Origin of the sequence: Methanobrevibacter gottschalkii DSM 11977 (assembly GCF_003814835.1) — an archaeon.
Lineage (GTDB): Archaea > Methanobacteriota > Methanobacteria > Methanobacteriales > Methanobacteriaceae > Methanocatella > Methanocatella gottschalkii.
In genome coordinates this window covers 68,922-92,830 of the sequence record NZ_RKRG01000004.1, presented here as the reverse complement: position 1 = coordinate 92,830, position 23,909 = coordinate 68,922, and the positions used below count along the sequence as shown (strand labels likewise).

25 protein-coding genes are annotated in these 23,909 nt (G+C 30.4%); 16 read left to right on the top strand and 9 right to left on the bottom strand.

Annotated features, from left to right (window positions below; genetic code table 11):
• Nucleotides 1-68: 68 nt before the first annotated feature.
• On the top strand, nt 69-893 hold the full coding sequence (gene nadC / locus EDC42_RS08810; protein ID WP_069573699.1) for a carboxylating nicotinate-nucleotide diphosphorylase: 825 nt from the start codon (nt 69-71) through the stop codon (nt 891-893).
• Between the two features lies 1 nt (nt 894).
• Here nadC and EDC42_RS08805 read toward each other — a convergent pair whose 3' ends face one another.
• On the bottom strand, nt 895-2,415 hold the full coding sequence (locus EDC42_RS08805; RefSeq protein ID WP_069573697.1) for a DEAD/DEAH box helicase: 1,521 nt from the start codon (nt 2,413-2,415) through the stop codon (nt 895-897).
• Nucleotides 2,416-2,657: 242 nt separating this feature from the next.
• Here EDC42_RS08805 and carA point away from each other — a divergent pair, with 242 nt between their 5' ends.
• Both carA and carB read left to right on the top strand, forming a co-directional pair.
• Nucleotides 2,658-3,740 carry a glutamine-hydrolyzing carbamoyl-phosphate synthase small subunit gene (carA, locus tag EDC42_RS08800; RefSeq protein WP_069573695.1) on the top strand — a complete coding sequence of 361 codons (1,083 nt, stop codon included), beginning with the start codon at nt 2,658-2,660 and terminating at the stop codon, nt 3,738-3,740.
• 22 nt (nt 3,741-3,762) lie between these two features.
• The gene (gene carB / locus EDC42_RS08795; RefSeq protein ID WP_069573798.1) at nt 3,763-6,939 is read left to right on the top strand and encodes a carbamoyl-phosphate synthase large subunit; all 3,177 of its coding nucleotides are present in this window, start codon (nt 3,763-3,765) and stop codon (nt 6,937-6,939) included.
• Between the two features lie 17 nt (nt 6,940-6,956).
• Here the strand turns inward: carB and EDC42_RS08790 are convergent, their stop codons facing one another.
• On the bottom strand, nt 6,957-7,487 hold the full coding sequence (locus EDC42_RS08790) for a DUF2089 domain-containing protein (protein WP_233144858.1): 531 nt from the start codon (nt 7,485-7,487) through the stop codon (nt 6,957-6,959).
• Between the two features lie 192 nt (nt 7,488-7,679).
• On the opposite strand from EDC42_RS08790, the gene EDC42_RS08785 reads away from it, so the two are divergent.
• Genes EDC42_RS08785 through EDC42_RS08770 form a run of 4 tightly spaced genes read left to right on the top strand, consistent with a single transcriptional unit; the run spans nt 7,680 to nt 10,656 of the window.
• Nucleotides 7,680-8,834 (top strand): amidohydrolase family protein, encoded by a 1,155-nt coding sequence (locus tag EDC42_RS08785; RefSeq protein WP_069573688.1) that lies wholly within the window; start codon nt 7,680-7,682, stop codon nt 8,832-8,834.
• A 41-nt stretch (nt 8,835-8,875) separates the two neighbouring features.
• Nucleotides 8,876-9,298, top strand: a complete 423-nt coding sequence (locus EDC42_RS08780) for a universal stress protein (protein ID WP_069573686.1) — start codon at nt 8,876-8,878, stop codon at nt 9,296-9,298.
• 46 nt (nt 9,299-9,344) lie between these two features.
• Nucleotides 9,345-10,190, top strand: a complete 846-nt coding sequence (locus EDC42_RS08775) for a CBS domain-containing protein (protein ID WP_069573684.1) — start codon at nt 9,345-9,347, stop codon at nt 10,188-10,190.
• Nucleotides 10,191-10,197: 7 nt separating this feature from the next.
• Nucleotides 10,198-10,656: a hypothetical protein gene (locus EDC42_RS08770; RefSeq protein ID WP_069573682.1), complete on the top strand. Its 459-nt coding sequence runs from the start codon at nt 10,198-10,200 to the stop codon at nt 10,654-10,656.
• Here EDC42_RS08770 and EDC42_RS08765 read toward each other — a convergent pair.
• Genes EDC42_RS08765 through EDC42_RS08750 form a run of 4 tightly spaced genes read right to left on the bottom strand, consistent with a single transcriptional unit; the run spans nt 10,653 to nt 14,160 of the window.
• Nucleotides 10,653-11,663: a 7-cyano-7-deazaguanine synthase gene (locus EDC42_RS08765; RefSeq protein ID WP_069573680.1), complete on the bottom strand. Its 1,011-nt coding sequence runs from the start codon at nt 11,661-11,663 to the stop codon at nt 10,653-10,655. The two genes, EDC42_RS08770 and EDC42_RS08765, sit on opposite strands and share 4 nt — an antisense overlap.
• Complete coding sequence (locus EDC42_RS08760; RefSeq protein ID WP_069573678.1) at nt 11,660-12,310, bottom strand: TfuA-related McrA-glycine thioamidation protein; 651 nt, start codon at nt 12,308-12,310, stop codon at nt 11,660-11,662. Before EDC42_RS08760 ends, EDC42_RS08765 begins: the two co-directional genes overlap by 4 nt.
• Nucleotides 12,311-12,314: 4 nt before the next feature.
• Complete coding sequence (locus tag EDC42_RS08755) at nt 12,315-13,517, bottom strand: YcaO-related McrA-glycine thioamidation protein (protein WP_069573676.1); 1,203 nt, start codon at nt 13,515-13,517, stop codon at nt 12,315-12,317.
• A gap of 1 nt (nt 13,518) precedes the next feature.
• A complete protein-coding gene (locus tag EDC42_RS08750) occupies nt 13,519-14,160 on the bottom strand; it encodes a site-2 protease family protein (RefSeq protein ID WP_069573674.1) in 642 nt (213 codons plus the stop codon).
• 77 nt (nt 14,161-14,237) lie between these two features.
• Between EDC42_RS08750 and EDC42_RS08745 the strand changes: the two genes are divergently transcribed.
• The 4 genes from EDC42_RS08745 to EDC42_RS08730 all read left to right on the top strand — a co-directional run bounded on the left by EDC42_RS08745 (nt 14,238) and on the right by EDC42_RS08730 (nt 17,604).
• Complete coding sequence (locus tag EDC42_RS08745) at nt 14,238-15,254, top strand: aminopeptidase P family protein (protein WP_069573672.1); 1,017 nt, start codon at nt 14,238-14,240, stop codon at nt 15,252-15,254.
• A 258-nt stretch (nt 15,255-15,512) separates the two neighbouring features.
• On the top strand, nt 15,513-16,439 hold the full coding sequence (locus EDC42_RS08740; RefSeq protein ID WP_123833456.1) for a type II secretion system F family protein: 927 nt from the start codon (nt 15,513-15,515) through the stop codon (nt 16,437-16,439).
• Nucleotides 16,439-16,621 (top strand): class III signal peptide-containing protein, encoded by a 183-nt coding sequence (locus EDC42_RS08735; protein ID WP_069573344.1) that lies wholly within the window; start codon nt 16,439-16,441, stop codon nt 16,619-16,621. The genes EDC42_RS08740 and EDC42_RS08735 overlap by 1 nt, the downstream gene beginning before the upstream one ends.
• A 35-nt stretch (nt 16,622-16,656) precedes the next feature.
• Nucleotides 16,657-17,604 (top strand): bile acid:sodium symporter family protein, encoded by a 948-nt coding sequence (locus EDC42_RS08730; RefSeq protein WP_069573350.1) that lies wholly within the window; start codon nt 16,657-16,659, stop codon nt 17,602-17,604.
• Nucleotides 17,605-17,759: 155 nt separating this feature from the next.
• Here EDC42_RS08730 and EDC42_RS08725 read toward each other — a convergent pair whose 3' ends face one another.
• Complete coding sequence (locus tag EDC42_RS08725) at nt 17,760-18,332, bottom strand: TMEM175 family protein (RefSeq protein ID WP_069573355.1); 573 nt, start codon at nt 18,330-18,332, stop codon at nt 17,760-17,762.
• Nucleotides 18,322-18,903: a TMEM175 family protein gene (locus EDC42_RS08720; RefSeq protein ID WP_069573363.1), complete on the bottom strand. Its 582-nt coding sequence runs from the start codon at nt 18,901-18,903 to the stop codon at nt 18,322-18,324. The genes EDC42_RS08725 and EDC42_RS08720 overlap by 11 nt, the downstream gene beginning before the upstream one ends.
• Before the next feature lie 50 nt (nt 18,904-18,953).
• On the opposite strand from EDC42_RS08720, the gene EDC42_RS08715 reads away from it, so the two are divergent.
• Nucleotides 18,954-20,366, top strand: a complete 1,413-nt coding sequence (locus tag EDC42_RS08715; RefSeq protein ID WP_069573370.1) for a lactaldehyde dehydrogenase — start codon at nt 18,954-18,956, stop codon at nt 20,364-20,366.
• Between the two features lie 21 nt (nt 20,367-20,387).
• On the opposite strand, the gene EDC42_RS08710 is transcribed toward EDC42_RS08715, so the two are convergent.
• Entirely contained in the window at nt 20,388-21,110 is a 723-nt protein-coding gene (locus EDC42_RS08710) for a tRNA-binding protein (protein WP_069573377.1), read from the bottom strand.
• 157 nt (nt 21,111-21,267) lie between these two features.
• On the opposite strand from EDC42_RS08710, the gene EDC42_RS08705 reads away from it, so the two are divergent.
• The 4 genes from EDC42_RS08705 to EDC42_RS08690 are packed head-to-tail and all read left to right on the top strand — an operon-like array spanning nt 21,268 to nt 23,881.
• Nucleotides 21,268-21,669, top strand: a complete 402-nt coding sequence (locus tag EDC42_RS08705; protein WP_069573384.1) for a PRC-barrel domain-containing protein — start codon at nt 21,268-21,270, stop codon at nt 21,667-21,669.
• A 48-nt stretch (nt 21,670-21,717) separates the two neighbouring features.
• Entirely contained in the window at nt 21,718-22,482 is a 765-nt protein-coding gene (locus EDC42_RS08700) for an aspartate dehydrogenase (RefSeq protein WP_069573393.1), read from the top strand.
• Nucleotides 22,482-23,204 carry a tRNA(His) guanylyltransferase Thg1 family protein gene (locus tag EDC42_RS08695; protein WP_069573398.1) on the top strand — a complete coding sequence of 241 codons (723 nt, stop codon included), beginning with the start codon at nt 22,482-22,484 and terminating at the stop codon, nt 23,202-23,204. The genes EDC42_RS08700 and EDC42_RS08695 overlap by 1 nt, the downstream gene beginning before the upstream one ends.
• Entirely contained in the window at nt 23,201-23,881 is a 681-nt protein-coding gene (locus EDC42_RS08690; RefSeq protein WP_069573405.1) for a Mov34/MPN/PAD-1 family protein, read from the top strand. Before EDC42_RS08695 ends, EDC42_RS08690 begins: the two co-directional genes overlap by 4 nt.
• The last annotated feature ends 28 nt before the right edge of the window (nt 23,882-23,909 follow it).

Genomic DNA, 23,909 nt, shown 5'->3' with positions numbered 1-23,909 from the left:
TAATCACTTATTTTTATATTATAAAAATATTATATACTAATATATAATAAGTAAATTTTGGTGATTTTTTGGATAGAATAATTGAATATATGCTTGAAGAAGATAAGGGATTTGGAGATATTACTTCTGAAGCACTTGTGGAAAAAGATTTGGAAGTTAATGCATATATCATTTCAAAAGATGAAGGTATTTTGGCAGGAATGAACATTGTCAAAGATTTATTTGAAGAGTTTGATGTTGAAGTTGTATATAATTTAGAAGATGGGAGTAAAATTACAAAAAAAGATTTATTGATGTCTGTTAAAGGTAATGCAAGGACAATTTTACTTCTTGAAAGGACTGTGCTCAACTTATCAATGAGGATGAGTGGAGTGGCCAGTGCCGCTAGTTATTATTCTTCTTTAGTTAAAAATCATGATGTGAGAATTGCTGGAACTCGTAAAACTTCTCCGGCATTGGCTAAATTTGATAAATATGCATTAAAAGTAGGTGGTGTAGATACTCATCGTTTTAGTTTGGATGATATGGTTTTAATTAAAGATAATCATATTGCCGTATTCAAATCTCCTTTAGATGCTCTTTTAAAAGCAAAAGCTAATGTTAGTTTTTCTAAAAAAATCGAAATTGAAGTTGAAACATTATCCGATGCCATTGAATGTGTAAAAAATAAAGCGGATATTGTGATGCTTGATAATATGAGTGGAAATGAAGTTAAAGAGGTCATCGATGAACTTGAAAAATTAAACATTCGTCAAAATTCTTTAATTGAAGTTTCTGGCGGTATTACTGAAGACAATATCATGGATTATGTTGAATCTGGTGTGGATATTATTTCAATTGGTGCTTTAACCCATTCCTCTAGAAGTTTGAATTTCAGTTTGAAAATTGAATAAATTATAATCTTAAAGATAATTTTTCCTTAAGTTCTTCATCACTCATTTCGGTGATGAAAGTTTCATCATTACTAATTGCTTTTTCAGCCAGATTCAACTTATTTTTACTCATCTCATCAATTACTTCTTCTAATGTTCCTTTTGTTATAAATCTATATACCATAACATCTTTTTCTTGACCAATTCGATGTACACGATCTGTTGCTTGATTTTCTATTGCCGGATTCCACCATAAGTCATAATGAATAACATTTTGTGCGGCAGTTAAATTTAATCCCACACCTCCAGTTTTAAGGGTTGCAACTAAAATTTTATGATCTTCATCTTCCTGGAATGTTGAAATTATATCTGATCGTTTTTCTTGTGTAAGTGAGCCATGTAAGAATAAAACGTCTGTTTTTAATTTCTTAGAAACTAATTTTTTAATAATCTCACCCATTTTGGCATATTGGGTAAATATTATTACTTTTTCATTAACATCTAAAATATTTTCTAAAATTGTTATCAATAACTCCATTTTTCCAGATTCATTAATTTTAGGATTATCTGAACGCAAATATTGTGCAGGGTGATTGCAGGCTTGTTTTAATCCAGTTATAATATTTAAAATAATTCCTTTTCTTTCAATACCTGTTTTACCTTCCAAATCTTCAAAAATTCCTTCCATTATTGCATTATAGAGTAATACTTGTTTTTTGGTTAAGCTACAGTATATGTCATTAACAATTTTGTCGGGAAGCTCATCTTTGATGTTGTCATCAGTTTTAAGACGTCTTAACACAAATGGCTTAGTTATTGTTTTAAAATTTTCTAAAGTTGATGTTTCTTCCAACCTTTCGATTCTAAAAACATAATCTCTTTTGAAATTGTCTAATGTTGATAAATAGCCTTTATTTACAAAATCAAATATTGACCAATAATCAGTTAGTTTATTTTCAATTGGTGTTCCTGTAAGAGCAATTTTATTAAATGCAGGAACACTTTTTATTGCTTTTGTTTGTTGTGTGTTTGGATTTTTAATGTTCTGAGCCTCATCAATAACACATATGAACCATTTTTTATCTAAAAACATATCTAAATCCAGTCTAATTACTCCATATGATGTTAAAATAATGTCATATTCATCTAATGGGAATGTTCTGTTAGCACCATGATAAATATAATAGGAAAGTGTAGGCGTGAATTTTTTAATTTCATTTTCCCAGTTGGATAACAATGTAGGAGGTACTATAATTAAGGATGGCTCATAATCATAATGTTTTTGCTCTTTAAAGTGAAGAATTGCAGTTAAAACTTGTATTGTTTTCCCAAGACCCATGTCATCAGCCAATATGCATCCAAAGTTATATTTAATGTTCTGAACTATCCAGGAATAACCTATCTTTTGGTATGCTCTTAATTCACCGGTTAATTCTTTTGGAATATCATAAACTCTTGTTTCATTAACAAGTTTTTTGAATTTTACATATTCTTTAGAATTGTTTAAATGTTTTTTAAATATTTCTTCAGATTTTGCATCCATGATTTTCTTCTCTTTAAATTATATTAAGGTATTTGTTATATTTTTTCACAATTGATTTAATCTTTTTGTAGGTCTTGTTATAATTAAATACAATTGCTTATTGAATGTGATTTTCAATTAAATTGAATTTATTTTTTTAAAATATCTCATTTTTTAGTCAAAAAACAAACTTTAATAATATGGTAAAATAATATATATTAAAGATAGAAAGTAATTTTATATTTTTTTATGATGGTGATTTAATGGTAAAAATAGCTAAATTAGCTTTAGAAGATGGTACTATTTTAAAAGGTGAGGCATTCGGTTATGAAACCACTAAATTGGGAGAACTTATTTTTTCTACTGGTATGGGTGGTTATACTGAATCTTTAACTGATCCGTCTTTTAAGGGAGAAATTTTAATGTCTACTTACCCATTAGAGGGAAATCATGGTGTAAGTGAGAAGTGGTATCAATCAGATAAAATTCAAGCGGAAGGTTTTGTTTGTCGTGAGGTTTGTCGTGAGGTTTCAAATTTCGGACCTCAAAAAACATTGGATGATTTTTTAAAAGAATTTAAGACTCCCGGAATTAGTGGGATTGATACTCGTGATTTAACACTTAAAATTCGTGAAAGAGGTTCTCTTAAAGCGGCAATAACAACTGAAAATATTTCTGATGATGAACTAATTAATTTAGCTAGTTCACAACCGAGTATTGAGGATATGGATGTTGTCCCGTTAGTGTCTACAAAAGAAATCAAAATGTTCAATGGAGATGCTGATAGGAAGGTTGCATTAATTGATTGTGGTGTTAAAAAGAATATTATTAACTCATTTTTAGAAAGGAATATTGGTGTAATATTATTCCCTTATGATACTGATTATAAAACTGTTTTAGATTATTCTCCTAATGGTTTAATGATTACATCTGGACCTGGAAATCCTGATAGGGTATCTGAAACTATTGAAACCATGAAAAAGTTATCAAACAGATTACCGATTTTTGGTATCTGTATGGGTCAACAACTAATAGCTAAATCTTTTGGAGCTAGATCATATAAAATGAAATTTGGGCACAGGGGAGAAAACCAACCTGTTAAAGATTTAAATACTGGAAAAGTATTTATTACTTCACAAAACCATGGATTCACCATTGATAAAGAATCATTAAAAGAAACTGATTTAGTATTAACTCAAATTAACTTGAATGATGGAACTCCAGAAGGTATATCACATAAAGAATTGCCATTACATTGTATACAGTACCATCCTGAAGCAGGACCTGGCCCTAATGATACAAGGAATATTTTTGACAAATTTAATCAAATGATGGATGATTACTAAAAAATTTAATGAGGATTATAATATGCCAGTTGATAAGGATATTAAAAAAGTATTAATTATTGGTTCTGGACCTATTCAAATCGGACAAGCAGCGGAATTTGATTATTCAGGATCACAAGCATGTAAATCACTAAGAGAAGAGGGAATAGAGACAGTTCTTGTTAACAGTAATCCGGCTACAATTCAAACAGACATTGACATGGCAGATACTGTTTACACAGAACCATTGACTCCGGAAGTTGTTGCTAAAATTATCAAAGAAGAAAATGTAGATTCAATATTGCCAACTATGGGTGGGCAGACAGGATTAAATATCGCAACAGGTCTTGGAGATTTGGGATTGCTTGATGGAATTAAAGTTTTAGGCTCTGATGTTCAGACAATTAAAGATGTAGAGGATCGTGATTTATTCGCAAATCTTATGGATAAAATTGGTGAGGAGATTCCTAAATGTCATGCAGTTGAAAGTGTAGAAGCAGCACTTGAAGCAGTAGATGATATTGGTTATCCAGTTATTGTAAGGCCGGCATTCACCTTAGGTGGTACTGGGGGTGGAATTGCTCATAACGAAGAAGAATTAATTGAAATTGCAACTCATGGATTAGATATGAGTTTCATTAATCAGGTACTCATCGACGAGTCAGTTCTCGGATGGAAAGAAATAGAATTTGAAGTAATGAGGGATAAAGAGGATACTTGCATCATTGTATGTACTATGGAAAATATAGATCCTATGGGTATCCACACAGGAGACAGTGTTGTTGTTGCCCCTATTCAAAACTTATGTGATGAAACTATCCAGAAGATGAGGGATGCATCCATTAAAATTATCAGAGCACTAGGAATTAGAGGCGGATGTAACATCCAATTTGCACTTAACCCAGAAACTGATGAATACAAAGTCATCGAAGTAAATCCTCGTGTATCTAGAAGTAGTGCTCTTGCGTCTAAAGCAACAGGTTATCCAATTGCTAAAATCTCTTCTAAAATAGCTTTAGGATTAACTTTAGATGAAATTAAAAATGACATTACCAAAGAAACACCGGCTTCTTTTGAACCAGCTATTGATTATGTTGTTATTAAAATTCCTAGATGGCCTTTTGATAAATTCAAAGGTGTAAGCCGTGAAGTTGGAGTTCAAATGAAAGCAACTGGTGAAGTAATGGCTATCGGAAGAACTTTTGAAGAGGCATTCCAAAAAGCACTTAGATCACTTGATATGGGATTCGACGGTTTTGAATACATTGATTACACTGAAGAAGATTTGGCGCATCCTACTGATAAAATCTACTTCCAAATTTATTCAGCTATTAAAGATGGGATGGATATTGATAAGATTAGAGAAATTACCAATATTGATAACTTTTTTTTATATAAAATCAGAAACATTGTTAACTTTGAAGATAGTGTAACTGCTGATAAATTAAACGATGAAGATTTCTTAAGAAAAGCTAAACAAATTGGTTGTTCTAATAAAAGATTAGCTGATTTATCTGGCCAAACTGAAGAGTATATTAAAAACTTACTTTCAAGATATAACATTAAACCATCATATAAAATGGTAGATACTTGTGCTGCTGAATTTGAAGCAAAAACTCCATATTACTATAGCAGTTATGATAAAGGAAATGAGCTTGTATCAACCAACAAGAAAAAAGTTGTAATCCTTGGAGCGGGACCAATCAGAATAGGTCAAGGTATTGAATTTGATTACTGTTGTGTACATTCTTCTTTAGCTTTAAAAGAAGAAGGAATTGAAACTATTTTAATCAACAATAATCCTGAAACTGTAAGTACTGATTATGATATTTCTGACAAATTATTCTTCGAACCACTTACATTTGAAGATGTAATGGGTGTTATTGAACAAGAAAAACCAGATGGGGTAATTGTTCAATTTGGTGGTCAGACATCTATTAATTTATCAGTGCCATTGGCAAATGCTGGTGTTAAAATCTTAGGTACTCCATATGAGAGCATTGATAGAGTTGAAGATAGGGAATTATTTGCTGAACTTTTAGAAAAATTACACATTCACCAAGCTCCATATGGAACAGCTAATTCATTTGAAGAAGCAAAAGAAATTGCAGAAAAAATCACTTTCCCGGTTCTTGTACGTCCATCATATGTAATTGGTGGAAGAGCTATGGAAATTGTTTATGATAACAATGAACTTGAAGAATATATGAAAGAAGCTGTAAAAGTATCTCCAGAACACCCAATTTTAGTTGATAAGTTTTTGGAAGATGCTATTGAGCTTGATGTAGATATTTTATGTGATGGTGAAGATGTGTTCATTGCAGGAATCATGGAACATATTGAAGAAGCAGGAGTTCACTCTGGAGATTCTGCATGTGTAATACCTCCTCAAACAATTCCTGAATATATTTTAGATACTATTCGTGAAAATTCAACCAAATTAGCTCTTGAATTAAATGTTAAAGGATTAATGAACATTCAATATGCAGTAAAACTTGATGAAGAAATGGTTTATATTATTGAAGCTAATCCTCGTGCAAGTAGAACTGTACCATTTGTAAGTAAAGCAATTGGTGTTCCATTAGCAAAAGTAGCAACTTGGATTATGCAAGGAGCTAAATTAAGAGACTTCGATTTAACTAAAGAAATTAAATTAAATCATGTTGCAGTAAAAGAGTCTGTATTTCCATTCTTAAAACTTCCGGAATCTGATACTGTTCTTGGTCCAGAAATGAAATCCACTGGTGAGAGTATTGGTATTGATGAAACTTATGGCATGGCGTTCTATAAATCACAACTTTCAGGAGGTATGGAATTACCTAAGGAGGGTAAAATATTTATCAGTGTTAAAGAGGCAGATAAAAAGAAAATCAGACCTATTGCTGAGACTGCAGCTAATTTGGGTTTTGATTTAATAGCAACTGATGGTACTGCTGATGCTACTGGTATTGATTCGGTTGAAAAGATATTAAAAGTATCTCAAGGTTCTCCTAACATTAGAGATGCTATTTTAAACAAAGAAATTGATTTGATTATTAACACTTCTGAAGGTAAACAATCTGCTAAAGATGGTTATATAATTAGACGTCTTGCTATTGAACTTGGTATTCCATATGTTACAACACTTGCAGGAGCAAGAGCAGTTTTAAATGCAATAAAAGCTATTCAAAATAATGAAATCAATGTAAAATCTTTAAATGACTATGTTGGTGGAGAATAATTTTTCTCTATCTTCTTTTATCTATTAAATAAATATTCTTCGATATTGATTCCGCAGGAAGGACATTCGGTCTCTCCAATTTTTAATCTATTTTTACATTTAGGGCAAAAGTTTAACTGTACTTCATATTCAACTGCTGGATCAATAATTATATTAACTTCAATTTTTTTAGTGATATTTGTTTTTAAAATATTTTTATCCCACTTGTTGGCCATTAATATCTTTTTGTAGTAAAAAGCTTCGGTCATTGTATCATATTGGCCAATTGTTTCATCGCCTTTTTGAATGTAGAATTTTTTAATTTTGTGGTTGAAGAGAATTTCTCCTTCTCTTTCTTTTTTATTAACTTTGGTTCCTTTAATTCTACCTTTTGGTCTTTTTTCAGGGAATGGTGGTAGAACCATATTTTCATACTTGTTTTCAAGATCACATTCAACAAGCAGATCATAATCAAAATTACAAAAAAATAATGCATCTCTTTCATATAATGCGTCAGATAATTTTTTAAACTCCCCATAATCTTTATTGTTGTACTTAACTCTATACACATTACCAGTTCTTATGATATTCCTGTAAAAGTATCTTATTTCTTGAGAGTTGATAGTATCACCTTATGCTTTAAAAAGACATGTAATATTTAATAATACAACTTTAAAGTGTTCTCTAAGTTATATTTTAATTTTGTTTTTTTGATTTAATAAAGATAATTATATTAATAAAAAAAATTAGACTTTCCTTTAATGTTTACTATAGCAAATGGAATCATATTGAAAGGTAAAGATTTGGTTCCTACTCGTGAAAATATTGTTGTTGATGATGGAAGAATCATTGAAATTGGAAAGGGATTCCTAGAGGGTAAAATTATTGATGTTGATGGGTCTGTAGTTTGTCCTTCTTTTATAAATGGCCATATGCATATTGGTGATTCTATTATTAAGGATGAGGGGTATGGTTTATCTTTAAGTGAAATGGTGAAACCTCCCAATGGGGTTAAACATGTTGCATTATCCGATGTTAGTGATGATGAATTGATACAGGCGATGAAATATTCAATGTGGGATATGGTTTATGGTGGAACAACACATTTCATTGATTATCGTGAAGGTGGATTAAAAGGTGTTAAACTTTTAAGAAAGGCATCTGAGGACATTCCCATAAAACCAATTATTTTAGGCCGTGACGATAGTTTTTATGGTGATGATCCAGATTTAAGCAAAGTTAAAATAGCTATTCGCAAACTTCTTAAATTTGCAGATGGCATTGCTCCAAGTGGTTTTGGAGAAATAACAATGGATGTTGCAGAACTTATTTCAAAGGAATGTGAAAAAGCAGGTAAAATTTCATCAATTCATGTTGCTGAATCTGAATTGAATCAAATTGAATCTCTTAATGCTTGCGGATTAAGTGAAATCGAAAAGGGAGTTATTAATAATTTTTCTCAGTTGGTACACCTTACTAATCCAAAAAATGAGGATTTAAATTCAGTTTCAGTATCTGCTCAAAATGTTGTTGTATGTCCAAGAGCAAATGCAACATTGAATGTGGGAATAGTTCCTTTAAATAAAATGCTTGATTTAGGAATAACACCCTTGCTTGGAACAGATAATGTAATGATTAATTCACCGAATATGCTTCGTGAATTGGAATTTACTTTAAAAATAATCTCTGTTTATTATAAAAAGTATATTGATCCTTCCAATCTTTTAAAAATGGCAACAACAAATATTTGCGGATTCGGAATTAACAATGTTATTGATAAATCACTAATAACTGAAGATAATTTAGCTGAATTTAATGTATTCAATTCTTTTTCCAAAAATCCTTACCTTAATATAATAAATCGTTGTGAAACGAAAAATATATTATATAGGATTAATAGAAGAACAATCATATAATATAATGGATATGAATCTGTATATTATGGAGGATGTTAATAATGTATAAAAAAATATTGGTCCCAACAGATGGATCAGAATTCGCAAAAAAAGCTCAAAAACATGCTTTATTCTTAGCAGAGATATCTGGGGCTGAGATAATTGCTATAAGTGTTACAGAGAATAATTTTGTTAACGGACTTCCATTAGATGATGAAGTATACCAGTTAAATCAAATCTTAAAAGAAAGATCTGAAGAAAATCTTAAAGAATTTGATAAATTAAATGAAAATGATTTGAAAATTACTCATATAGTTAGAGAAGGGTCACCTGCTAAAGTTATTCTTGAGGTGGCAAAAGAAGAAAATATTGATTTAATAGTAATAGGTAGTTCTGGTAAATCTGGATTCGATAGATTTATTATGGGTAGTGTAGCAGATAAAGTTGTTAATTCAGCTAAATGTGCAGTGCTTGTAATTCATTAAATTTAATTTACCATTTTATTATTGTATTTTTATATAGGTGTTTTTTATGTTAGTTAAAAGAACAATGTCTAAAAATGTAGTTAGTGTTTCTGTTCCAGGTAACAGAGACAAAGTTTTAGACTTAATGAGGAAAGAAAAAAAAGCAGTATTGCCAGTTGTTAAAGGAGACACTGATATATTAGTAGGAATAGTTACTCGTTCCGATTTAATTAATAATCCTGATGAAGAACAAATTGCAATGTTAATGAGTAGAGATTTAATCACTGTAAGTCCTGGTGATGATGTAATTGATGCTGCTCGTAAAATGATGGATAATGATGTTAGAAGAGTTCCTGTAGTGGATGATGATGGAAAATTAGTTGGAATTATCACATCTTTCGATTTAGTATCTAATGCTTTAACTAAAACTGAAATTAATGATGTTGTTGAAAATTATATGATTACTACTGTTCCAACAACTTGGGAAAAGGCTCCATTAAATGTAGCATTTGAATCTATGAATCAATTTGGTCTAAAATCTATTTTAGCACTTGATGATGATGCTAAATTGTCTGGAATTTTAACTGAAACAGATTTCATTTCTGAAATTGAAATTATCTCTGAAAGAAGTGAACACAGTTCTACTGTGGGTACTGAAGGAGATAAATGGTCTTGGGACAGCACTTCAGTATTGTACATCGAGAAAAATCATTTAAAATTCACTGATAAAACTGTTTGTGATGTTGCTGTAGGTAATGTCGAAGTAGCTAATTCTAAAACTAAAGTTTCAGACTGCGCTAAAAAAATGAAAACCTTAAACATTGAACAAATTCCTGTTATTGGTGTTGAAGGTAATTTAGTTGGTCTTGTAAGGGCTAGTGATTTAATCAAAGCATTAGTTCCACAAGAATAGTGGTATAATGGCTGTTAATCCAGTATTAGTGATTAAGGTAGTTGATAATACTAGTGTTGGCGTTCGTGCGAGATTATATGATGATTTCTCTGAACACAACATTGTTTTAAACTCTGTTCTTACTTATTGGTGGGCAAATAATATGCCTCCAGCCGTTAAATTTTTAGAACTTTTTGATTCTGTTATCAAAAGAACCATCAATGAAATAATGCCTCATAAAACATTAAATTTAAAATATGAGGTTAAAGCAGATGATATTTTAGAAAATGCTTCTCAAATTGAAATAACTTTGATTTCTATCTCGGCAGATGGTGTAGGGTTTAAAATTGATGGGAAATCTGTTTTCTTAAAAGATTTAAGAAAAGTTGAAGAGGATTTTGAACCTAAAGAATTTTCAACAACTTTTGATCAATGCATCGAAACTCCGGATATTGTTTTAAAAAAATATAAGGAAATGAAAAACTAAATGTTCCTTCTCAATTTGGTTAGAACATGCATAAATTTATTTAATGCATCTTCATAGTTCTTAAAATTATTTCCTTTTATTAATCCCGTATCAAAAATATCAATATTTTCTATTTCTATTTTTTCTTTTGTTTGGCAAATAATTTTATTTTTTAATTGTTTTTTTGTATCGGCAATGTTGATTGTGAATGGAAGTTTATATGAAAATGAACCATCAATATAATTAAGAATAATCTCTCCATTATTTTTAATTTCTGATAAGTTTAATGATACTTTTTCATATCCTTGTTTTTTTAATTCATCATTAATCTGTTTAAATTTATTTTCATTAATAATTTCATCAATCTTGTCAACTTCACACATACAAATGCTTCCAAGATCTCTAACTTTTACAGTTTCGCACTCAGTATTTGATAAAATATAATCTTCACAATAACTAATATTTTCAATTTTTTCTTTAGTTATTGGGGTGTTAGTTTTAATTCTTGTTGCAAGACAAGTAGTAGATTTTGAATAAGGAATATTGTTTTTATCTAAGTATTCATGAATTTCTTTTGAAGTTAATTTTGCTTCAATTAATGGTGTTTTAAATTCATTAGCATAAGTAATTAAAATTCCCGGACGATTATCGACTAGATCACTAATGTTATTGCCATCACAAATATAATCAAATCCATTTTCATTTGCAACTTTTTTAATTTCTCCATACATCAAATTACGGCAGGTATAACATCTTTTAGGAGTATTTTTTAAAAAATCAGGGTCTTTATAGAAATCTATGTCAATAATTTCATGTTTAACTCCTAAGGAGGATGTTACTCTTTTTGCATGTTCAATAAATTCAGTCGGCATCAGATGATTATCTATTGTTACGGCTAACGTATTTTTTGCAAACATTGAAGCTAAATAAATAATTAATGTAGAATCACTTCCCCCTGAAAAACCGATAGCCACATTCTTATCTTTTAAGATATTCCTAACGATATTGATTTTATCTTCTAATCTCATTCAATCACATATTTAATATGGCTTAGTAATGCTTTTGCATCTTCTTTTTTGATATCTTCTGAAGTACGAATAAAATTAATTAGTTTTTCTTTTTTATCCCTATTCAGACCAGATTTTGATAATGTCTGAGCATAGTTTCTTTTAGGATAATAAGTTTCTTTTGTAATTCTGATTAACTCGTCTTTTTCTTCTTGGGTGAGGATATTTTCATTTACAGCATTAGTAAAAACATAATTCATACTAATTAAAGGAACTGAAATGGCTTCTAAGGTATCTGAGTCAAGCATTACTGCAACATCATCATCTGAAGTGACATTTCCACTTGCATATTCATTATAACAGTATCCCACACCCTCCATTCCGAGTGTGTCAAGTTCTGATGCTCTAAGTGCACCCATGCTGGAAGAACCATAAACTTTAACTCCTTTTTTCATCACACTAAGAATTTCTCTATGTCCTACTGCAGAGTTTTGGTGAAATACACCATCTATTATTGCTATTATATCAGGATTCTCTTTAATGTCATGACCCAAATCTCCTCTTTTAATAGGTTTTTTGTAGATTACCTCGATGTTATCATGTGAATCTAAAATTTCTTTTGCTTCATCAAAAGGAATTGAAAGTCCTGTATAAATTATGATTTTCATAGCATCATACTCTTAAAAATCTGTATCCTGCACGTGTTGGATCAAGAGCATATATTTCCATTTCAGGAATTATTACTCTTACAACACTAACATTAAGTTCTGGTCTTGTTAAGTTAGTGTATAAAATCTGTTTAATGTCATTAGCTATTAATTCTTTTTTCACGATATCTAAATCGGCATTGATTGATGTTGTGGATTTATTTTCAATATCCTGGAAGTTGATTTGTTTTTCTTCCTCTCTGAAGTAGTATTTATTTATTCTTTTCATCCTTTCATAGCCTGCTTCACGTGCAAAATCTGCTCTTACGGTATCTTCACGAGCACCATTGATTTGTGTTGCTCTACTTTGAGCAACTTCTGTTAAAGCCCTTAAGACTGCAACTTCAGGATCTAAATGTGTTCCCATGCCTAATGTCAATAGTCCTGCATCTTTTGTAATGGTGTCATCTGCTGAAGCGGCTATTGTTGGAATTTTAATGTCTGCTGTAAAATCCATTAATTTAATTTTAATTCCATTAGACTCGAATTTATTAATTATTGTGTTAATTAATTCACTTTCAATGCTATCTAATTTAATTTGCGAATAATTTTTATGAGTTAACTCAAAAATACTCCATGCATCTCTCTCAATTACTTCAAAGATTCCATGCAAAATGGCTTCATCTAAAATATTTCCGGATGCAAGGCCATTGGTGTTTGATTTAAATAAACTTTGAACATTATTTTCATGATTATAAGGGTGGAATACTGCATTTGAAGGAACATAATATTCCTCACCCGAAATTAAATCAGTTGCTATATTCCATTCAAGAGGTATTTTACTAATATCCTCTTTTTCATATTTTTGAGGCAGATTTAATGTTTTAGGATTGGCATATTTTCCTTTCTGAGTAATTGCACTGGTTGTTGCAATTAATGTTTCATCAGCTTCTTGTTTTTCAGCGGAATATCTCTCAAAACCTTCCATCATAGCTGAAGCTTTTGCATGGTCTTTTGAGATTCCTTTTCCACCATAAATGCTAATTGCTCCATCTTCTGCAGTTGGTCTAATTGCAGTGAAAACAGGCATTCCTATCCTATCTAAATCAGTAATGTCTGCAATACGTGTAATTCCAGCAATCCTTAACTTATTTTCGTTAATTTCAATTGTTTTTTTCGGTGCAATAACTCTGTGTGTTCCTTCGAAATATGTGAGCTTCTCTGTCATTTTAAAATCCTAAAATAATTCTTACTATGGTTTCAACACCCATTGTCATAGACATCACTGTCATTATTCCGGCAATAGCAATTGTAATAGTCCAGATTCCAGCATTCCATGTTAATACTTTAGATCCATCTAAGTTTCCAATTGGTATTAAGTTGAATGCCGCAAGAAAACTGTTGATTGAATAACCTACGGAACAAATAATGAATATTAATACTGATGTTTCGGAGTTAAATGCAGATGGATAAATTGCAACACATATTGCTAAAAATATTAATGCAAGAATAATGTTGACAACAGGTCCTGCAATGGATATTTTACCATTAATCTCATCAGTCATATAATTTGCATAAGTATATACTGCACCTGGAGCTGCAAATACGAATCCTAAAAATGAACTAACAAGTGCAAATATCAATCCCTGAGGCCATAATTTAAATTCTGCCCAATATCCATATTTCATTGAGACAAATTTATGCCCAAGTTCGTGCAGAATGAAACCTGCTCCCACACCAACCATAACAATTGGTAAAATGCTAAGCACAGCAGAGGGGTTTCTTCCACCATTTACTATTGCAAAACTGAGAGAGATAACGATAAACGCAATTATTAAATCTCTTATTTCACTACTTGTAAATTTAAACATAATGTTAAAATATCTAATTTGACTTTAATAAAAGTATCCTTTATTTTTTTATAATACTTTTTTCTAAATTATTAAACATGAACTTACATTTAAATAATATTCTAAAAGACATTAAAAAAGACGGTGTTCAAGCTTATTTACTTACACAATTTACAAATATCGAATATATTTCAGGATATAAACCGACCAGTTTTGCTTTTTGTATACTTAAAGAAAATCCAATCATTTATGTGTCTGGAATGGATATGGAAATTGCAAATCGCGATTCAACAATCGAAGTTAAACAATATGAATCCTATGATTTAATGATAAAAGAGCTAAAAGAAGAAGGAATTAAAAATCTTGCAATTGAACCAACACTACCTTACAGTACTTATGCCCGTTTTAAGGATGATTTTGAAATATCTGATAAATCATATGTTGATAAGCAACGTATGATTAAAACACCTTCTGAAATTGAAAAAATCACAAAAGCCACAGAAATAGCTCAAAAATCATTTTTACAATTAGATATTTTAAATAATAATGGAACAGAAAGGGAAGTGGCTTTTAATCTTGTTCGTTACATGATTGATAATGGAGCTTCAAAAGAATCATTTGAAACAATTGTAACAAGTGGAGCTAATTCAAGCCTTCCCCATGCGATTCCTGAAGCTAAAAAATTGGAAAGGCCAATTTTAATTGATTGGGGAGCTATTTTTAAGGGATATTGTTCTGATAATACTCGTACAATTGTATATGCTGAAAGCCAGCAAGAAATTTGGGATATTGTTGCAGAAGCTCATGATAAGGCAATAAAATCTGTTAAAGTGGGTATGAAATGTTGTGAAGTTGATAAAGTTGCTAGGGATATTATTGCTGAATATGGTTATGGTGATAATTATATTCACTCAACAGGCCATAGCTTGGGGTTAAATATTCATGAGACTCCAGGTTTTTCCGCTCGTGATGAAACTGTCATTGAAAAAGGTATGGTAATAACAGTCGAACCGGGAATATATTTGGAAGGGAAATTTGGAGTTAGACTTGAAGATACTGTGATCATTTCTAAAAAAGCAAATGTTATTGGCGATTTGCCACTTAATATTGAATAAATTTCATTAAATTATTGGATTTTCACGATGTTGAATGGAGCATATTATAGGTTTTAATGTAATTTAGTATTGTGTAATATTCCTATTATGTTTAATACACATGAAGATATTTGATAATTTTCAATTCTTTATTGTTATTTTTAGGATTTTTTTAAAATGAGATATTATATTTGCTTATGTTCTCTCTTGATTTTACAGTGTAATTTTTATTTAGAAAACAACCAATACTTTATATTATTTAAAATCTAATTTTATTTCATGAAATTTAATATAATCAATAATTTAACTTTATTTTTAGACAATAATGTTCCTGAGAAATATTTATTTAAAATAAATGAATTTTTGCTGAGTGGGTCTATTTCTACAGAAGCAAGTAAAGTTTTATCTATAATTATAATTTTCATTCTTGTAACAGAAATTTTTCTAGTAATTGCATTAACTCTCTTTAATTTGCCATTTTCAATATTAATATTCCCATTTTTCATAATTCCTATAATTTTTACATATATTATTGTCCAACAAGAAAAAAGAGCTCAAGAAATTGAGCATACTGCACCAGATTTTTTAAGACAACTTTCCAGCATGCTTCAGGTGGGTTTAAGCTTTGAAAATGCAATGGAGGACATGTCCCATTATTCTAGTGGACCACTTTATGATGAAATCAGAAGGGCAATAATTGAAATTCGGATGGGTCAAAATTTTGATGATGCATGGCGTGCAATGTCTAAGCGATTAAAATCAAAAGAGTTAGAGCGAATTTTTGGTATTATATTGGATGGTAGGAAAAGTGGATCAAGTATTTCAACAGTATTACTCGATGTTTCAAATGATTTAAGGGATTTAATGGCACTTAAACGTGAGAGAAAATCAGCTGTTATGATGTCAGTCATGTTTTTATTAATCTCGGCAATTGTTGCAACTCCATTTGCAATGGGTATGGTTAGTGTTTATTCTAATTTTATGCAAAGCTATGGAATGGAATCTGAAATGATTATTTCCGCCCCATTAGTTGGTGAAATGTATCTTATAATTCATTCTTTTTTGGTTGGATTCATAATAAGTGTTATAATGTATGGTGAGGTAAAAACGGGACTTAAGTTTTCCCTGCCTCTTGTAGCAGCATCTTTCGGAATATTTTATATAATTTCCACATTTGGCGGAACACTGTTTATGGGGGGTTTTTAATGGATGATAGTGCTCAAACATCAGCGGAGTTCATTTTACTTTTTGGAGGAATATTTGTAGTGGTTTTACTGGTTATTTATATGTATAATAATTATATGGATGATTTGGGTGGTGAAATTAAGTCAAAAGAAGTTAATGAATTCAATAATCAATTAAATGCTCTTAAGGTTTATTTCAAATAGTCAGATATTTATTTCATTAAATTGTATATTATACTATGAATTTGGTTTTTAAATTTATTGAAAAGTATTATTGTTTAATTCTTTTATTTTTAGTTGTCATTGCTTTAATTTATCCAATTTCATTTAATTGGGTTTTAAATAGCTATGGTAATCTTAATATTTTAAATTTGCTTTTAAGCATTGTTCTTTTCACTATGGGGACAACCCTTAAGGTGGATAATTTCATAAGTGTGTTTAAAAATCCTAAAGAAATTATTATTGGAATTTCATCTCAATATATTATAATGCCTTTTTTAGCATTTGCTCTTGCAAGTATTTTTTCCCTTGATGCAGCACTAACTGTTGGAGTTATCTTAGTTGGCACAGTTCCGGGGGGTACTGCTTCTGATGTAATAACATTTCTTGCAAAAGGAGATGTGGCATTATCAGTATCTTTAACAGCAATATCTACTTTTTTATCACCTATTGTAACTCCTTTGATAACTTTGGTGTTAATCGGCAATCAGATTGCTTTCAATCCGGTGGATATGTTTTTATCTATTGTTCAGATTGTAATTGTTCCTGTCATATTGGGATTATTGCTTAATTATAAATTCCCCTCATTTTGTAAAATTTTAGAGGAATATCTGCCGGGAATTTCAGCAATTGTAGTTTGTGTGATTGTTGCAGGGATAATGGGTGCAAATAAACAAGCTATTTTAACATCATCTCTTGTTATAATGGTAGTTATCATAACTCAATATTTCTTAGCAATGGCATTAGGTTGTTTGATGGGTTATTTATTTGGAATGAAAAGGGAACATATTATTACAATAGCTATTGAGCTTGCTTTTCAAAATTCTGGATTGTCAACCAGTCTTGCAAAAACTCATTTTCCAAATTTATTGATTGCAACTGTTCCTGGAGCATTATATTCTGTTTGGCAGAACTTTGCAGGTTCAATAATTGCTTATTTATTAAACAGTTATTTTATTGAAGAATAAATAAATTATTTTTTTAATTTTTATGAATTTTAATATTTTTTCTAGAATTAGATTTTTTTCTAGGAAATATTAATTTTCCATGATATTCGGCAATATCTATTGTTATTTTATAAAAACAGTCATGTTAAGTTTTTACATGCAATAAATTTTAATTGCTATTTCATGTGGAATATAATTCTTGGTATGAACCATACTCCTAAAATGGAAAGTAAACAACATGCAATAATTGCTGGAGGATATATGAAATAACCAATAATCATTCCAATTGAAACTGTGATTATAGTTGCATACATCGGATAGTGCTTACTTAATGCAATATGCAATGCAATATTTCCAGGATCTGCTTGTTTTAGGAAGTTACCAATTATCATTGAAAGGATTGCAGTGATGATAAAGCTCAAACCATACAAAAATTGTGGTAGGAATAAATAGAAGTTTTCACCAACAAATGAGGTAAGATATGGTAAAAATGAAAATACAAATAATGTAATTGCCATTGTCCAAATAACTTTATAATCTATCTTATTTACAAGATGGAATATATTATTGTTGTAATTCCAAAAGTTAAAACATACTATAAAACTGACTGCATAAATCAGAAACTCATATTTTAAATCAAAAAGAGCTTCCCAACTGCCTGTGCTTGCAAGGGGAATTTCCAAAACAATCATTGTAATTATAATTGCTAAAATTGCATCAAATAATGCTTCAAATCTTTCAGTTTCCATTATTACATCCTCTTTTTATTTTACTGAGAGAAATCCAAAAAATAACTGCAAGCAGACAGCTAACATAGATTCCAGGAGCATAAATTGTATAAGTTAGGATAAATCCGATGATTAAAATAATTAATGGGATACTTTGGATATGTGAATCAAAATTCAATTCAATCAACTGTTTATTATAGGGGTTGCTTCTATAAATTGATTTAGTAGCCAATCTATTGAAAATATGTGTAAAAATGAATATTAATCCGAACATTGTTTCTGCAGGTATTGAATTAATATCATTAGCAAGCCAAAGAGTAAAATAGGGTAATAATGAAAGGATAAATGTCATTGCTCCATAACTCCAAACAGCTGAATTGTCAATAATATCTATAATTTTAAGCAGATTATGATTGGCATACCAAAGGTTGTATAAAGTTAAAAAACTGATTAAATATGCAATAAATATTGTATTTAACTTTAAAATAGCACCAATCGTTGGGGTTGCTGGTTGGGGAACTTTTAAAACAAGAACTGTTATGATAATTGCTATGATTGCATCAAAAAATGTTTCAAATCTTGTAGTTTCCATAGGTGAATATTTAATATTTCTAATATAAAATATTAATTAAAGGTGATAAAATGGATATGTTAATCGGCGGAAAACACATTTCAAGTGAAGATTTAGAAGATGTAATTAATCCGTATACTGGTGAAGTAATTGATACTGTTCCAATTGCTCATAGACAGACTGCTGAACTGGCTATTGAATCTGCAAATAATGCCAGAGAAAGTTTATCTGAAATGTCAGCATTTAAAGTTTCAAATAATTTGTTCAATGTTGTTCTTAAATTAAAAGAAAAACGTCAGATGTTTGCCGAATCTTTAACTTTGGAAGTTGGAAAACCTATAATTGAATCTCTACTTGAAGTTGATAGGTCAATTGAAACATTAAAACTTGCAGCTGAAGAAGCAAAAAGAATTTATGGTGAAAGTGTACCTTTAGATGCAGGAATGGGAGGTAAAGGATTTTTTGCATTTACTCAAAAGGTACCATTGGGTGTTGTAGTGGCCATCACCCCATTTAATTATCCTCTTAATTTGACAATCCATAAAATAGCACCAGCAATAGCATGTAAAAATACCGTAATTGTAAAACCGCCAACAGAAGCACCATTAACAGTTATGAAATTCTGCGAATTATTAAATGAAGAATTTCCAGATGGTGTTGTAAATGTTGTTACAGGATATGGTTCTGAAGTTGGAGATCATTTGGTGGTATCTCCGGAAGTTAACAAAATTTCTTTTACTGGAAGTGTAACAACCGGACTCATGATTTCACAAAAAGCAGGAATGAAAAAAACTACTTTGGAACTTGGCGGAAATGACCCAACAGTTATTTTAAAAGATGCTGATTTAAATAATGCTGTAAAAGGAATTGTTAATGGAGCATTTTTAAATGCAGGTCAGGTTTGTATGGGTGTTAAAAGAGTAATTGTAGAAGATGAAATTGCCGATGAATTTGCAGAGAAATTAGTGGCTGCAACTCAAAAATTAGTCATGGGAAATCCATTGGATTCTAAAACAACTCTTGGAACATTGATTTCCGAGAAAGCTGCGATACAAGTGGAAGAAACAGTTAATAATGCTGTTAGTATGGGTGCAAAGATATTAACTGGAGGTAATCGTGATGGTGCATTTTACGAGGCCACTGTAATTGATAATGTTACAACAGACATGGATTTAATTTTAAATGAAACATTTGGTCCGGTAGCACCTATTATTCGTGTTAAAAATGTAGATGGGGCTATTGAAGTTGCTAATAACACGGATTATGGTCTTCAGGCAGGTGTATTCACAGGTGATTATGCATCTGCAATGAGATGTGCTCAAGAAATTGAAACTGGAACGGTTTTTATTAATAAACAGTCCACATTTAGAACTGATAATATGCCTTTTGGGGGATTTAAAAACAGTGGTGTTGGCAAAGAAGGAATAAAATATGCAGTTGATGAAATGACTAAAACAAAATTAATAGGTCTAAATTTAAGATAATAAAAAATAAGTTAATTAGACTTATTTTAGATAGTTTTCAACAAGGTTGCGTGTTTCGTTAAGGGATTCCATTGGAATTCCTTTTGGCATTTCACCAAGTTCTCCTTCAACACTTTTAAGTATATTTCCATTCATTCCAAGGAACATTCCTTCACTTACAATGTCACTAAAGGATTGTGGTGGGAGTAGGGAGACACCAACTTTGTTATCATCTTTAACATTTAAATCGTTAGTGAGGACTGTAATTGCACGTTTTCCAAGATTCACATTACAGATCAGTAATTTGTCATTTTTAGGATGTTTAGTAACGCTCATTACCTCCCCAACTCTAATGTCAACCCCAATAATGGGATCATTAATCGGACCAAGAGATAATCTGTCTTTTAAGCCAATAATTGTATCTAAGAAAAATCTTACTTTTGCAATATTTTCTTGGGTTTTTTCCCTATCTTCTTTAGGAGCATTACTTAAGAATTTCTTATTCCAATCTGGACCTCCTAAATATTCAATAATTTTTTCCCCTTTTTCTTTTAATGATGCAACATCCGGAGAGTTTACTAATTCCTCTCCTTCGAGGTAGGAATAAATTAATGATTGGAAATCGCTATTCATTTGTTTTCCTAAATCAATAGCTTGTTTTTTGTTCCAACTTCCTCTAAAAGAAGCTGTTGGAATGAGATTGAGATAATTTTCTCTTGCTTTACTTGCTACTAAAATTCTATAATCTTTTGTTGTATCCCACATTTCAAGTCTCCTTTTAATCTAAATTATACTTTAAATTTATAATTTAATAAATTTTTTGTAGAATATGACTTATTTAAATCAATTGTAAATAAAAAACTATTTATATTAACAATAAAATAAATTTATACATATTTATTTAATATTATGTGGTGTAAAAATGGTAGAAGTTTCAAAATTACGCAGTTTAGATATTTATACTAACACAGGACATTATGTTGGTCGTGTAGAAGATGTTGTTCTTAATATTAGGTTAGGAACTATTTCAAAATTACAGGTTAGAGCTATTGAACAAGAAAGAAAACCTGCTGGTGTTCTTAACTCTTTTTTAGGAAGTATCCGTGGGGAAGTTCCGGAAGAAAATGATATGAAATCTTTCCAAAATGATTTATTAACAGTGGACTTTGATAAGGTTCAAGCTATTGGAGATATCATGTTAATTAACCCTAGAGATATTAAAAAAATAAACCCTGAACCGCAAGTTCCTGATGCTGTAGCTCCAAAACAACCTGAAACTCAACCACAAGAAACTCAAGTTCAATTTGATGCTGAAAGATTATAGATTTATCTTTCATTTATTTTTTTTAAAATTTTTTTAAGAGTGTTTTTTATGAAAGTCGGTATTATAGGCTGCGGGGCTATTGCTAATATTATTACTGGCAGCATCGCTCCTGAAAATAATGGTATTGAAATTGCATACTTTTTTGATAAAGATGTAGAAAGAGCAGAGAATTTGGCAAGTTTGGCTGGTGGTGTAGCAGTACTTAATTTTGATGACATGTTGAATGATGTGGATTTAGTTTTGGAATGTGCTTCACCAGATTCAGTTAAAAAATATGCTCCAATTATTCTTAAAAAAGGAATTGACATGATTACTATGAGTATTGGTGCATTTATGGATAAAGATTTTTATAATGAAGTTTTAAAAATTGCCAGAGAGAATAATGCTAAAATACATTTGCCATCTGGTGCTGTTGTTGGCCTCGATGGAATTAAAGCGGTAGCTAAATTCGGTCTTAAAGAAATTAATCTTGTAACCCGTAAATCTCCAAGATCTCTTGGAAAAAATATTGATATTGAGGAAGTTTTATTCGAAGGAAAAGCTTCCGAAGCGGTCAAACAATTTCCATTAAACATTAATGTAGCGGCAACAATTAGTATGGCATGTAACAGGGACATTGATGTAAAGATTATTGTTGATCCTAAAGTTGATAGAAATGTTCATGAAATTACTGCTAAAGGGGATTTTGGTGAATTTAAAACAACCACAATGAATTTCCCTTGTGAAGCTAACCCTAAAACAAGCATGTTAGCGGCACTTTCAGCAATTAGACTACTTAAAAGTTTCAATGAAACCATTAGTGTGGGTATGTAATGAAGGAGTATGAAGTTTATTCTTCGCTGAAAGTTCCAATAAACTCTAAAATTATTGTTCGTTTGGATGGTAGGAATTTTCATCAATTAGCTCGTGATTTAAATTTAATTAAACCATATGATGAAAATTTCTATAAAGTTCTTTCTAAAGTTTGTGAAGATTTATTTAAAGAGTTTTCACCTATTTTTATTTATGCATTCTCAGATGAAATAAGTCTTCTTTTAGATAATATTCCCTTCAATGGCAGAATCGAAAAAATCGATTCAGTAATGGCCAGTTTTGCATCCAGTTCTTTTGTTATTAATTATAATGCCAAATTCAAAAAACCACCTTCTTTTGACTCACGTGTTATTCCAATTTCAGATGATGATGTTTTAGAATATTTCAAATGGAGACAGGATGAATCCTGGAGGAACTGTGTTAATTCCCATGGCATATTTCACCTTAGATCTAACTATCCGGAAAATCTGTCAAATAATAAAATAAAAGGCATGAACTTAAGTGATATACATGAATTATTATTCCAAAATGGCATTAACTTAAATGACATTGACACTTATAAAAAAAGAGGAATTGGAGTATATAGGAAAAATAAAAAAGTTGTAGGTTTCAACAAAAAAGAAAATAAAAAACAGATATCATACAGAAGTTATGTTTGCACAGATTGGAATCTTCCAAAATTTAACAAAGAATTCTTTAAGAACATGGGTGTTTTAAAATGAGTTTTATTTCAAAGTTATTCGGAAATAATGATGACGAATTTGAAGAGGTTAGAGTTGATCGGGAAGTTCTGAACTCTGTAATTTATTATTCAAAACAGGCATATCCAAATGAATTTTTAGCATTTTTGGATGGTAAAATTAAAAACAGGATATTGTACATTACTGGTTTAATATTTATTCCTGGTGAAACCTGCGAGACTGGGGCTGTCATTCACAGTGAGATGGTTCCAATGAATACAAAATACTTTGGATCAGTTCACTCACACCCTGGACCAAGTGCAAGTCCGTCAGATGCTGATTTGATGACTTTTTCAAAAAACGGATATTTTCATATGATTGTATGTTTGCCTTACTCTTACAATACATTTAAAGCATATGATAGGCATGGAGAATCTATTGATTATATTGTTGGTGATTATGCTTATTTGGTCAATGATGATCTTGATGAATTTTTTGATGAGGATGATGTACTGACTGATAATGATGAGTTTAAACCAGGATTTTTCGATGAAGATGATGATGAATTTTTCAAAAATCTTGATGAGGAAAAAGTCAATCACTATGATGAATTCGAAAAAAGGAATCAAATAAACAATCAACTACCGAATAATGTAATAAAAATAGAACTTAATAATGATGGCAATGTCAAAAAAATTTCAAGGCGATTTAAAGACTGATTTTTTAAAGAAAAAAATAAAAAACAAT

Bases quoted from the DNA above. Each gene is read 5' to 3' on its own strand.
- EDC42_RS08735 (WP_069573344.1), top strand. From the start codon at position 16,439: ATGGATGATAGTGCTCAAACATCAGCGGAGTTCATTTTACTTTTTGGA.
- EDC42_RS08805 (WP_069573697.1), bottom strand. From the start codon at position 2,415: ATGGATGCAAAATCTGAAGAAATATTTAAAAAACATTTAAACAATTCT.
- EDC42_RS08765 (WP_069573680.1), bottom strand. From the start codon at position 11,663: ATGAGATTAGAAGATAAAATCAATATCGTTAGGAATATCTTAAAAGAT.
- EDC42_RS08710 (WP_069573377.1), bottom strand. From the start codon at position 21,110: ATGTGGGATACAACAAAAGATTATAGAATTTTAGTAGCAAGTAAAGCA.
- EDC42_RS08770 (WP_069573682.1), top strand. From the start codon at position 10,198: ATGGCTGTTAATCCAGTATTAGTGATTAAGGTAGTTGATAATACTAGT.
- EDC42_RS08785 (WP_069573688.1), top strand. From the start codon at position 7,680: ATGTTTACTATAGCAAATGGAATCATATTGAAAGGTAAAGATTTGGTT.
- EDC42_RS08745 (WP_069573672.1), top strand. From the start codon at position 14,238: ATGAACTTACATTTAAATAATATTCTAAAAGACATTAAAAAAGACGGT.
- EDC42_RS08715 (WP_069573370.1), top strand. From the start codon at position 18,954: ATGGATATGTTAATCGGCGGAAAACACATTTCAAGTGAAGATTTAGAA.
- EDC42_RS08780 (WP_069573686.1), top strand. From the start codon at position 8,876: ATGTATAAAAAAATATTGGTCCCAACAGATGGATCAGAATTCGCAAAA.
- EDC42_RS08775 (WP_069573684.1), top strand. From the start codon at position 9,345: ATGTTAGTTAAAAGAACAATGTCTAAAAATGTAGTTAGTGTTTCTGTT.
- EDC42_RS08760 (WP_069573678.1), bottom strand. From the start codon at position 12,310: ATGAAAATCATAATTTATACAGGACTTTCAATTCCTTTTGATGAAGCA.
- EDC42_RS08695 (WP_069573398.1), top strand. From the start codon at position 22,482: ATGAAGGAGTATGAAGTTTATTCTTCGCTGAAAGTTCCAATAAACTCT.
- EDC42_RS08720 (WP_069573363.1), bottom strand. From the start codon at position 18,903: ATGGAAACTACAAGATTTGAAACATTTTTTGATGCAATCATAGCAATT.
- EDC42_RS08725 (WP_069573355.1), bottom strand. From the start codon at position 18,332: ATGGAAACTGAAAGATTTGAAGCATTATTTGATGCAATTTTAGCAATT.
- EDC42_RS08740 (WP_123833456.1), top strand. From the start codon at position 15,513: ATGAAATTTAATATAATCAATAATTTAACTTTATTTTTAGACAATAAT.
- carA (WP_069573695.1), top strand. From the start codon at position 2,658: ATGGTAAAAATAGCTAAATTAGCTTTAGAAGATGGTACTATTTTAAAA.
- EDC42_RS08750 (WP_069573674.1), bottom strand. From the start codon at position 14,160: ATGTTTAAATTTACAAGTAGTGAAATAAGAGATTTAATAATTGCGTTT.
- EDC42_RS08690 (WP_069573405.1), top strand. From the start codon at position 23,201: ATGAGTTTTATTTCAAAGTTATTCGGAAATAATGATGACGAATTTGAA.
- EDC42_RS08755 (WP_069573676.1), bottom strand. From the start codon at position 13,517: ATGACAGAGAAGCTCACATATTTCGAAGGAACACACAGAGTTATTGCA.
- EDC42_RS08730 (WP_069573350.1), top strand. From the start codon at position 16,657: ATGAATTTGGTTTTTAAATTTATTGAAAAGTATTATTGTTTAATTCTT.
- EDC42_RS08705 (WP_069573384.1), top strand. From the start codon at position 21,268: ATGGTAGAAGTTTCAAAATTACGCAGTTTAGATATTTATACTAACACA.
- EDC42_RS08700 (WP_069573393.1), top strand. From the start codon at position 21,718: ATGAAAGTCGGTATTATAGGCTGCGGGGCTATTGCTAATATTATTACT.
- carB (WP_069573798.1), top strand. From the start codon at position 3,763: ATGCCAGTTGATAAGGATATTAAAAAAGTATTAATTATTGGTTCTGGA.